Source organism: Curvibacter sp. PAE-UM (assembly GCF_001432305.1).
Classification (GTDB): domain Bacteria; phylum Pseudomonadota; class Gammaproteobacteria; order Burkholderiales; family Burkholderiaceae_C; genus Hylemonella.
The window spans coordinates 2,879,461-2,890,844 of sequence record NZ_KQ483358.1 but is presented as its reverse complement, the minus strand read 5'-3'; the positions used below and the strand labels follow the sequence as shown (position 1 = coordinate 2,890,844).

5 protein-coding genes are annotated in these 11,384 nt (G+C 63.8%); 1 reads left to right on the top strand and 4 read right to left on the bottom strand.

The features are described 5' to 3' along the window. Window positions 1-183 precede the first annotated feature (183 nt). Window positions 184-921 carry a sulfurtransferase gene (locus tag AO057_RS13895; protein ID WP_057676508.1) on the bottom strand — a complete coding sequence of 246 codons (738 nt, stop codon included), beginning with the start codon at window positions 919-921 and terminating at the stop codon, window positions 184-186. A 555-nt stretch (window positions 922-1,476) separates the two neighbouring features. On the opposite strand from AO057_RS13895, the gene AO057_RS17570 reads away from it, so the two are divergent. Continuing rightward, a complete protein-coding gene (locus AO057_RS17570) occupies window positions 1,477-2,547 on the top strand; it encodes an IS30 family transposase (protein WP_082605367.1) in 1,071 nt (356 codons plus the stop codon). Between the two features lie 99 nt (window positions 2,548-2,646). Here AO057_RS17570 and dnaE read toward each other — a convergent pair whose 3' ends face one another. The 3 genes from dnaE to dnaG form a co-directional block, all read right to left on the bottom strand. Next, window positions 2,647-6,120 (bottom strand): DNA polymerase III subunit alpha, encoded by a 3,474-nt coding sequence (dnaE, locus tag AO057_RS13885; RefSeq protein ID WP_057676507.1) that lies wholly within the window; start codon window positions 6,118-6,120, stop codon window positions 2,647-2,649. A gap of 663 nt (window positions 6,121-6,783) precedes the next feature. Continuing rightward, window positions 6,784-9,219, bottom strand: a complete 2,436-nt coding sequence (gene rpoD / locus AO057_RS13880; RefSeq protein WP_057676506.1) for an RNA polymerase sigma factor RpoD — start codon at window positions 9,217-9,219, stop codon at window positions 6,784-6,786. 264 nt (window positions 9,220-9,483) lie between these two features. Next, window positions 9,484-11,358, bottom strand: coding sequence for a DNA primase (dnaG, locus tag AO057_RS13875; protein ID WP_057676505.1), 1,875 nt, complete (start codon window positions 11,356-11,358; stop codon window positions 9,484-9,486). Window positions 11,359-11,384: the final 26 nt, after the last annotated feature.

Genomic DNA, 11,384 nt, shown 5'->3' with positions numbered 1-11,384 from the left:
GCCTTGCGACCGACAGCGGGCGATGGGTTGTTGGGGCAGACCGTTGGGCGCGCATGGGTGGGGTCCGCTGACGTTTTCGAAAACAGCGGACTCGGCACCATGGTAATCGACCGCATGCCCGGGCAACAGGCCCCGGGCGTTACCCGAGTGCCGATTCGGGTGAAATAAGTCTCGCTTGCCCGCTCAGTTGCGTCTGGCCTGAAGATCGGCTCCCAACGCCTCGCGTTCGTCGAATACGAAGCATTCACCCCGAAAATGCGCCCCTCCGGACTCCTCGAAGTACTTGAGGATGCCGCCTTCGAGCTGGTAGACGTGTTCCAGTCCGCTCTCCTGCATGTAGATGGCCGCTTTTTCGCAGCGGATGCCGCCGGTACAAAAGCTCACCACCGTCTTGCCCTGGAGCTCGGCCTGGTGCGCCTGGAGCGCCTGCGGGAAATCGGAGAATTTTTGGATGCGCCAGTCGATCGCGCCTTCGAACGTGCCGTGGTCGATCTCGAAGGCATTACGCGTGTCCAGGGTCACCACCGGGCGTCCGTCATCGTCATGCCCCTGGTCCAGCCAGCGCCGCACGGTGGCGGCCGGCACGGCCGGTGCACGCCCCGCGGCTGGCCGGATGGTGGGGTGGTTCATGCGGATGATCTCGCGCTTGACCTTGACCAGTAGCTTGCGAAACGGCACCTGGGCCGACCAGCTCTCTTTCGGCACCAGATCGGCCAGGCGCGGATCCTGGCGCAGCTTCGCCACGAATTCGCGCACCGCCGCGCCCGGGCCGGCCAGAAAGAGGTTGATGCCTTCCTCGGCCAGCAGCACCGTGCCTTTGAGGTCCAGGGCGACGGCCTGTTCGTGCAGGCGATCGCGCAGCGCATGGGCGTCGGGGAGGGGGACGAATTTGTAGGCGGAGATATTGAGGATGTCGTTCACACCCGTGATTTTAGTTTTCTCTTTTCGCTTGAGTGATCGTTTATGCGGCAAGCCGGGTCTCGCCCCGGCAGGCGAGGTACTTTTCTTTGCTTCGCCAAAGCAAAGTACCCAAAAGAAAGGCGAGCCGAAGTCAGGGCCCCTGCGGGGTACCTTGCGCTGCTCGCACCGGGCGGGGTCGGGCTAAACTCGCTGCGCTCAGACAACGCCCGCCCTGAACCGCCCGCTGCTGCGCTGCTCAGCCCTGCCACACGGCATGGGGAACCAACAGCCGAAGACAAAACAGCCAAACAAGGACGCGCCATGGCGCGCCCTTGTGGTCTTTGGTTTTGGTATCCGGTTCACCTCTGCCGTGTGCGGAGGCGAGTAGCGCAGGCCAGGGTGGAAAAGGAAGTGCAGATGTCTGAGCCCGCAGGGCGAGTTTCTGCACTTCCCGCCCTGGCCGAGCAACGCAGCGTGCCCGGAGCGTAGCGCAGGGACGACGCACCCGGCTCGCCTTCTCTTTGCTTGGCGGATTCAAAGCTGAAGTGCAACACACTTCCAGAAGGAGCCCGTTGCATGAAAGCCACCTACACCCACCTGAGCGCCGAGGAACGTGGCGCGATCATGGCCATGAAGTTTCAGGATTGCAGCGTCCGCGGCATTGCTCGGGCGCTTGGCCGTTGTCCGAGCACCATCAGTCGCGAACTGCGGCGAAATGGCTACAAGCAGGAATCTGAGTTAGGGCCTATGGGCCGTCCCCGAGTTGCGGGCGGCTACAACGCAGTACGTGCTGGCGTGCGTGCCCGTCGCCTCCGTCGTGCTTGTCGACCAACCCGAAAACTTCATCCGGACGGTGCCTTGTGGCAAAGGGTTCATGGCCTGCTGTGCCAGAGCTGGTCGCCTGAACAGATTGCGGGCACACTCAAACGCGAGCATCCCGGGCAACCTCAATTGCAAGCTTCCCACGAGACGATCTACACCGCCATTTACGCGGCCCCGCGAGGGGAGCTGCGTCGACAGCTGGTCAGCCTGCTGCGCCAAGGGCGTGGGGCACGCCGTCCCCAGGCACGAGGCACTGGGCGGCGCGGCGCCCTACAGGACATCGTCAGCATTCATCTGCGCCCCCCCGAAGCCAGCGATCGATTACTACCGGGTCACTGGGAAGGCGATCTGATCAAGGGTTCCAGGAACCAATCGGCTGTGGGCACCCTGGTGTGCCGCAAGACCTTGTTCGTCATGCTGGTGAAGATGGATGGTGCCACGGCAGAAGAAGCCCTGCGCGGCTACGAACAGGCCTTCAGCCCTCTGGACGATGCATTACGCCAGACCTTGACGTACGACCAGGGCAAGGAGATGGCGTTGCACAAAAAGCTGGCCGAGAGCACAGGATTGAAGATCTACTTTGCGGACCCGCACAGCCCCTGGCAGCGCGGAATCAACGAGAACACCAATGGGCTGATCAGGCAATACCTGCCCAAGGGGACGGATCTGAGCGTCTATAGCCAGCGCCAGCTCGATCACATTGCCTGGAGTCTCAATACCCGCCCTCGCAAGACCCTTGGGTTCAGGACTCCAGCCGAGGTGCTCTTCGAAGATTGCTTCAAGCAGAATGTCGATATCCAGCCCATCGTTGCACTTGGTATTTGAATCCGCCCTTACTTTCTCTTGGCGAAGCAAGAGAAAGTGAGTCGCCCGCCGGGGCGAGACCCGGCAAAGCATCCCTGCCGGCCAGGCAGAGCAGAGAGCTCAGTCGTAAACGATGACAGCCTTACCCTGATCCGCCTGCGCCATCCACCCCGCCAACGCCGCATCACTGGGATAGAACTTCGCGTCTTCGCCCAGTTGCAACTCGGCCGCAGCGCCCAGCCCCGGGCCCTGACGGCGCAGGGTCAGGCGCACACCCAGGCCGCGCAGCAGTTCGCCCTGCTCGGTCATCTCGCGCTTGGGCGGATGTTCGGCCACCAGACGCTGCACGTCGGGGGCGCGGCCGTTGACGGCCACGCGAAGGTACTTGCCGAAGCGGCAGCGCGCGGCCTCCAGGCTCCAGACCTGGTTGATGTTGAGCTGCAGGCCGCCTGAAAAACGATCGGGCATGACCTTGGCCATGACGATGATGAGCTCATCGTCCTTGAGCAGGTTGCGGTTGGCGTTCATCAGCGCCTCGTCTACGCGGGCGTCGAGCACGGCCGTCTTGTCGTCGAGCTTGAAGAGGGCCAGCTTGCCGCGCTGGCCGTTGATGACACGGAAATCGCTGACGATGCCGACCAGCAGCTGCGGCTCGCGTGTGTCGATCAGGTCGGCCAGTTCGCGCTTGGCGAAGCGGCGTACTTCCATGGAGACCTCGTCGAACAGATGACCCGAGAGGTAGAAACCCACGGCGGTCTTCTCGTTCGTGAGGCGTTCCTTCACGCCCCAAGGCATGGCTTCCACCAGCTCCGGCTCCTGCGTGCTGGCGCCATGGCTGTCGTCTCCCAGGTCGAACAGGCCGCCCTGGTTGACGTTGGCGGCGGTGGCATTGGCGAAGTCGAAGGCGCGATCAATCGATGCAACCAGAGACGCACGGTTGAGCTGCAGGGAGTCGAAAGCCCCCGCCTTGATCAGCGCCTCGATGCTGCGTTTGTTCAGGCGTGTGCGATCCACGCGCACGCAGAAGTCGTACAGGCTGGTGAACGGGCCGCCTTCTTCGCGGGCTTTCACGATGGCTTCGATGGCCTGCTGGCCCGTACCCTTGACGGCACCCAGGCCGTAGCGGATGGCCTTGTCCGAGATCGGCTCGAAGCGGTAATGGCCGCGGTTGACGTCGGGTGACTCGAAGCTCAGGCCCATCTTGAGGGCATCCTCGAACAACACCTTCAGCTTGTCGGTGTCGTCCATTTCCACGGTCATGTTGGCGCAGAAGAACTCGGCCGTGTAATGCACCTTGAGCCAGGCTGTGTGGTAGGCCAGCAGGGAGTAGGCGGCGGCGTGTGACTTGTTGAAGCCGTAGCCGGCGAACTTCTCCATCAGGTCGAAGACTTCGTCGGCCTTGTCCTGGGGAATGTTGTGGGTCTTGAGCGCGCCGACGCGGAATTTCTCCCGGTGCTCGGCCATCTCCTCGGCCTTCTTCTTGCCCATGGCGCGGCGCAAGAGGTCGGCGCCGCCCAGCGAGTAGCCGCCCAGGATCTGCGCGGTCTGCATCACCTGCTCCTGGTAGACCATGATGCCGTAGGTCTCGCTGAGCATCTCGGCCACCGCCGGGTGCGGGTACGCGACTTCTTCCCTTCCATGCTTACGTGCCACGAAACTGGGGATCAGGTCCATGGGGCCCGGGCGGTACAGGGCGTTGAGTGCGATCAGGTCTTCCAGGCGCGTGGGCTTGGCGTCGCGCAGCATGCCCTGCATGCCGCGGCTTTCAAACTGGAACACCGCTTCGGTCTTGCCTTCCTGGAACAGGTGGTAGGTGGGCTTGTCGTTGAGCGGGATGTTCTCGAAGGCGAAGTGCTCCTGGCCCGGGTGGCGCGCCATGATGAACTCGCGCGCAATCTCCAGGATGGTCAGCGTGGCCAGGCCCAGGAAGTCGAACTTCACCAGGCCCACGGCCTCCACGTCGTCCTTGTCGTACTGGCTCACGGCCGCGTCGCTGCCAGGCTGCTGGTAGAGCGGGCAGAAGTCGGTCAGCTTGCCCGGCGCGATCAGCACGCCGCCGGCGTGCATGCCGACGTTGCGTGTCAGGCCTTCGAGCTTCTGGGCCAGCGCCAGCAGGGTCTTGACCTCGTCTTCCTTCTCCAGCCGTTCGGCCAGGATGGGCTCGGCCTGGATGGCGTCGGCAATGGTGATGTGCTGGCCCGGCTTGTTGGGGATGAGCTTGGAGATGCCATCGCAGAAGGTGTAGCTCATGTCGAGCACGCGGCCCACGTCGCGGATGGCGGCACGCGCGGCCATGGTGCCGAAGGTGGCGATCTGGCTGACCGCCTCCTTGCCGTACTTGTCCTTGACGTAGTCGATCACGCGGTCGCGGTTGGCCTGGCAGAAGTCGATGTCGAAGTCCGGCATCGAGACACGTTCCGGGTTCAGGAAACGCTCGAACAGCAGCTTGTATTCCAGCGGGTCCAGGTCGGTGATCTTGAGCGCATAGGCCACCAGCGAGCCGGCGCCCGAGCCACGGCCCGGCCCGACCGGGCAGCCGTTGGCCTTGGCCCACTGGATGAAATCGCCCACGATGAGGAAGTAACCCGGGAAACCCATCTTCAGGATGGTGTTGATCTCGAACTCCAGGCGCTCCACGTAGCGCGGCCGTTCGGTATCGCGCCTGGCTGCGTCGGGGTACAGATGCGCGAGGCGTTCTTCCAGGCCCTCAAACGAAACCTGGCGGAAGTATTCCTCGATGCTCAGGCCGCCGGGGATGGGGAAGTTGGGCAGTTGTGGTTTGCCCAGCACCAGGGTCAGGTTGCAGCGCTTGGCGATCTCCAGGGTGTTGGCCACCGCGCTGGGCAGGTCGGCAAACAGGGCCTGCATCTGCTGGGCGTTCTTGAAGTACTGCTCGCGCGTGAACTTGCGCACCCGGCGCGGGTTGCCCAGGATCTCGCCTTCGGAGATGCAGACGCGTGCCTCGTGCGCTTCGTAGTCGTCGGGTGTGGCGAACTGCACCGGGTGCGTGGCCACCACGGGCAGCTTCATGCGCGCGGCCAATTGCACGGCGGCCGTCACATGGGCCTCGTCGTCCGATCGCCCGGCGCGCTGCAGTTCCAGGTAGTAACGATGCGGGAACACGGTGGACAGCTGCAGTGCAGCCTCATGGGCACGCTCGGCATCGCCCTGCACCAGGGCCTGGCCCACGGCGCCACTTTGCGCGCCGGAGAGCGCGATCAGCCCCTCGTGCAATTCTTTCAGCCAGGCCAGCTTGACCACGGCCTGGGCCTTCACCACGTTGCTGGTCCAGGCCCGCGCGATGATTTCGGAAAGGTTGAGGTAACCCTGCTTGTTCTGCACCAGCAGTAGCAGGCGCGAGGTGGCCAGCGGGTCCTGGCCCAGGCCCTCCAGCATGATCTCGACGCCGATCAAAGGCTTGACACCCTTGCCGCGCGCTTCCTTGTAGAACTTGATGGCGCCAAAGAGGTTGTTCAGGTCGGTGATGGCCAGCGCCGGCTGGCCATCACTGGCGGCGGCCTTGACGATGTCCTCGATGCGGACGGTGCCGTCGACGACGGAGAACTCGGTGTGCAGGCGCAGGTGGGTGAACATATGGATTTGATTTTAGTAGGCTGGCGGACTGCCACTCTCAAGGTTTCCCCTCTTTGTCTTGGCGTTTTGGTAGTCGTGGCTTTGCCGGGTCTCGCCCCGGCGGGCGACTCACTTTCTCTTGCTTCGCCAAGAGAAAGTAAGCAAAGAGAAGGCGAGCCGAAGTCAGGGCCCCTGCGGGGTTCCTTGCGCTGCTCGCATCGGGCGGGGTCGGGCTAAACTCGCTGCGCTCGGACAACGCCCGCCCTGATCCGCCCGCTGCTGCGCTGCTCAGCCCTGCCACACGGCATAGGGATCAAACAGCCGGACCCCACAAGGACGCGCCATGGCGCGTCCTTGTTGTCTTGGTATTCGTACCCGGTTCCTCCCGCCGTCATGAGGAGGCGAGTAGCGCAGGGAGTGGCGGAAAAAGAAGCGCAGATGTTTGAGGCGCTAGCCGAGTTTCTGCGCTTCCCGCCGGTCCCGAGCAACGCAGCGTGCCCGCGTAGCGGGTCGACGAATCCGGCTCGCCTTTCTTTTGGGTACTTTTCTTTGGCGAAGCAAAGAAAAGTACCTCGCCCGCCGGGGCGAGACCCGGCCTGCCACGCAAGCAACAACACAGCGCAGAAAAAAGAAAAAGAAAAAGCCCGCACGAAGCGGGCTTCCTCAAGAGCCTGAAGACAACAATCAGATGTTGTCCGTGAAGCTCCGCAGCTTGTCCGAGCGGCTCGGGTGCTTGAGTTTGCGCAGCGCCTTGGCCTCGATCTGGCGGATGCGTTCGCGGGTCACGTCGAACTGCTTGCCCACCTCTTCCAGCGTGTGGTCGCTGGTCATCTCGATGCCGAAGCGCATGCGCAGCACCTTGGCTTCGCGCGGGGTCAGGCTGTCCAGGATGTCCTTGACCACGTCGCGCAGGCCGGCCTGCATGGCGGCTTCCACCGGGGCGGTGTTGGCCGTGTCCTCGATGAAGTCGCCCAGGTGGCTGTCGTCGTCGTCGCCGATGGGGGTTTCCATCGAGATCGGCTCCTTGGCGATCTTCATGATCTTGCGGATCTTGTCCTCGGGGATCTCCATCTTCTGCGCCAGCAGGCTGGCGTCGGGCTCGAAACCGAACTCCTGCAGGTGCTGGCGGCTGATGCGGTTCATCTTGTTGATGGTCTCGATCATGTGCACCGGGATGCGGATGGTGCGGGCCTGGTCCGCGATGGAGCGGGTGATGGCCTGGCGGATCCACCAGGTGGCGTAGGTCGAGAACTTGTAGCCGCGGCGGTATTCGAACTTGTCGACGGCCTTCATCAGGCCGATATTGCCTTCCTGGATCAGGTCCAGGAACTGCAGGCCGCGGTTGGTGTACTTCTTGGCGATGGAGATCACCAGGCGCAGGTTGGCCTCGATCATCTCCTTCTTGGCCGCGCGCGAGGAGGCCTCGCCCTCGTTCATGCGCTTGTTGATGTCCTTGAGCTGGTCCAGCGGCACCACCACACGCGACTGCAGGTCCATCAGCTTCTGCTGCAGGTCCTGCACCGGGGGCACGTTGCGTGCCATGACGGCGCTCCAGGGCTTGCCGGCATTGGCCTGCTTCTCGATCCACTTGAGGTCGAGCAGGTGCGACTTGGCGGGGTTGCCGTGCTTGTCGCGACCGCTGAAGTCGGCGATGAAGTGGTCCTGCGGGTAGCCGCACTTGTCCACGATGATGCGGCGCAGCTCGCGTTCCTTCTTGCGGATGTCGTCCACCTGGGCGCGCACCAGGTCACACAGCTTCTCGATGGTCTTGGCCGTGAAGCGGATGGTCATCAGCTCGTCGGACAGGGACTTCTGCGCCTTCTGGTAGGCCGGGGTGCCGTAGCCTTCCTTGTCGTAGATCTTGTGCACCTTCTCGAACAGGCTGCGCAGGCGGTCGAAACGCTCCAGTGCCTGGTTCTTCAGCTCTTCGAGCTTCTTGGTCAGGGCCTTGGAGCCGCCCTTGCCGTCGTCGTCGTCGGCTTCGTCGTATTCGTCGAAGTCTTCTTCGGCCACGAAGTCGTCGGCTTCACCAATGCTGACGAAGCCGTCGACCACGGTGGAGATGACGATCTTGCCTTCACGGATTTCCTCGCCCAGGCGCAGGATCTCGGCGATGGTGGCCGGGGAGGCGCTGATGGCCTCCATCATGTCCATCAGGCCGCCTTCGATGCGCTTGGCGATCTCGATCTCGCCTTCGCGCGTCAGCAGCTCGACCGTGCCCATCTCGCGCATGTACATGCGCACCGGGTCGGTGGTGCGGCCGAATTCGCTGTCCACGGTGGACAGGGCGGCCTCGGCCTCCTCTTCCGCTTCCTCTTCGGTGGCAGCGGTCGGGCCGGTGTTGTTCAGCAGCAGGGTCTCGGCGTCCGGGGTCTGCTCGTAGACGGCCACGCCCATGTCGTTGAGCATGGAGATCACGACTTCCAGCGTCTCGGCGTCGATCAGCTTGTCGGGCAGGTGGTCGGAGATTTCGCCGTGCGTCAGGTAGCCGCGCGTCTTGCCCAGCTTGATCAGCTGCTTGAGGCGCTGGCGGCGCTTGGCCATGTCCTCTTCGGACAGCACGGTCTCGTCCAGGCCGAATTCCTTCATCAAGGCCCGTTCCTTGGCCTTGCTGATTTTCATGCGCAGGGGCTTGACCTTTTCGCCGGGCGCGGCTGCGGGTTCTTCGGCAAATTCGGCTTCGATGTCCGACAGGTCCAGGTCACCCTCGGGCTTGTCGACGGCATTCTTGGGTTTGCGACCGCGCTTGGCGCCGGTCTTGGGCGCTGCGCCAGCATCGGCGCTGGCGGCCTTGGGCGGGCGACCCGGTTTCTTCTTGGCCACCACGGCTTCAGCAGCGGGCGCGGCGGCTTTTTTCAGTTCGGCAGCGCTGGGCTTGCTGGCCTTCTCGGCTTTTTCAGTCTTGACGGTCGTCTTGGCAGGGGTCTTGGAAGCGGGCACTGGCTTGGCTTTCGTGGCGGGTTGCACCTTGGCCTTGGGCGCAGGCTTGGCCGTTGCCTTCACAGCCGCCTTGGGGGCGGGTTTGGCAACAGGTTTGGCCTTCGCGGCGGGTTTGGATGCAGCCTTGGCGACGGTTTTGGCGGCGGGCTTTGCAGGCTTCTTGGACTTTTGAGCGGGCATGGATCAACCTCGAAACATCAAAAACTGGCACAAAGAAACAAACACAGCACCGACAAACCGGCGCGGTTGGGGGACAGAGGAGAAATCCTCAGAGGCAAGATGGGAGGGCGAACATTTGGGGTGCAGTCCTTGCGGTAAGGTGGCCGGTCGTGCGCGGAGGCTACGGTTGGCCTGGCCCGGAGGTGCTGCTGTCGCTCTTGCCGAAATCAGAAATGGATTATACCCGGCGATTCCGGAAATTCAATGCCGGGGCGGGCTGGCGGCTCATGTCCGCACGGATTTCCCCAGGTCATGCAGCGACTTTTTGTAGGCCAGTTGCTGCTGGATCAGCTGTTTTTCCTGCTCGATCCGGGTGCCGTCGCCCGATGGCAGGGACTGGACCTGCTTGAGTTCCATGTCGATCGCTTCCAGGTGCAGCCGGGTCACCGCGACCCGCAGGTCCGACAGCGGCGTTTCCGGGTCTTCGATCTGGCGCCCCAGGGGTTGCAGATTGTCGAATTCGATGAGCTGGCGCGCCTGTGCCTCGAACGGCTGCCCGCCCATGCCCGCCAGCAGGGCCGCCATGGGTTGCGCGCCATGCTCGTGCACCTGACTGTCGATCCAGCGGAACAGGTCGCCGAAAGTTCCTTCGAGCTGGCACAGGACCTCGTGGTCGGCCGCCGTCAACTGCTCCCAGAAGCCCGGGTTACGGAAGACGAGGCGCGCAATATTGCTCGCCCCGGCTTCCATGGCCGGGCGGATGGGCAGACGGCGGGAGTTGCGGGGGGCGGGCCGGTTGTCGCGGCGCGGCGCGGCGCCTGCACCTGCGGGGGGCGACCCTTCCTTGCTTTTGGCGCTACCCCACAGTTCCTGCAGTTCCTGGGTTTCCACCTTGACCTGTCCGGCGATCTCCTTGAGCAGCTGCCGTTTCAGGGCGCCGTCGGGCAACTGGCTCCACAGCGGCTTGGCGTTGCTGGCCAGGCGGGCGCGGCCCTCGGCGCTGGAGAGGTCGCAGCCCTCGCGTGCGGCCTCGATCAGGAAACGGCTCAGCGGCACGGCCTCGCCGACGCAGCGGGCAAAGGCCTCCTTGCCGTTCTCACGGATGTAGCTGTCCGGGTCGTGCTCGGCCGGCAGGAACAGGAATTTGATGCTGCGCACGTCGGTGGCGTAGGGCAGGGCGCCGTCCAGCGCGCGGCGCGCGGCGCGCCGGCCGGCGGCGTCGCCATCGAAGCTGAAGACGACCGAGTCGGTGAAGCGGAATAGCTTCTGCACATGGTCGGTGGTGCAGGCCGTGCCCAGAGTGGCCACGGCATTGGGAAAGCCCAGCTGGGCCAGGGCCACCACGTCCATGTAACCCTCGGTGACCAGCACGTAGCCGGCGTCGCGGATGGCGTTGCGGGCTTCAAAGAGGCCGTAGAGCTCATGGCCCTTGCTGAAGACAGGGGTCTCGGGCGAGTTCAGGTACTTGGGCTTTTCGTCGCCCAGCACCCGCCCGCCAAAGCCGATGCACTCACCCTTGACGTTGCGGATGGGGAACATGATGCGGTCGCGGAAGCGGTCGTAGCGCTTTTCCTCGCCGCTGTTGTCGTCGGCATTGGTGATGACCAGGCCGCTTTCCACCAGCAGCGGGTCGTCGTACTGGGGGAACACACTGGCCAGGCTGCGCCAGCCCTCGGGGGCATAACCCAGGCCGAACTGCCTGGCGATTTCGCCGGACAGGCCGCGGCCCTTGAGGTAGTCGACCGCCTTGGCTGAGCTTTTGAGCTGCTTGCGCCAGGCCTCGCCGGCTTTTTCAAGCACATCGTTCAGCGTGGCCTGCTTCTGGCGCTGCTCGGCGGCGCGGGCGCGGTCCTGCGGGCTGGCGTCGTCCTCCGGTACCTGCAGACCGTAGTGCTGGGCGAGATCCTTCACCGCCTCGATGAAGCTCATGCCGGTCTGCTCCATCAGGAAGTTGATCGCGTCGCCATGTTTGCCGCAGCCGAAGCAGTGATAGAACTGCTTGGTTGGGCTGACCGTGAAGGAGGGGGACTTCTCGGCATGGAAGGGGCACAGGCCCATGAAGTTGGCGCCGCCCTTCTTGAGCTGCACGGTGCGGCCGACGATCTCGACGACGTCGGCACGTGCGAGCAACTCCTGGATGAAGGACTGGGGGATGGCCATAGCGTGGCCTCGATTGTAGGGAGGCG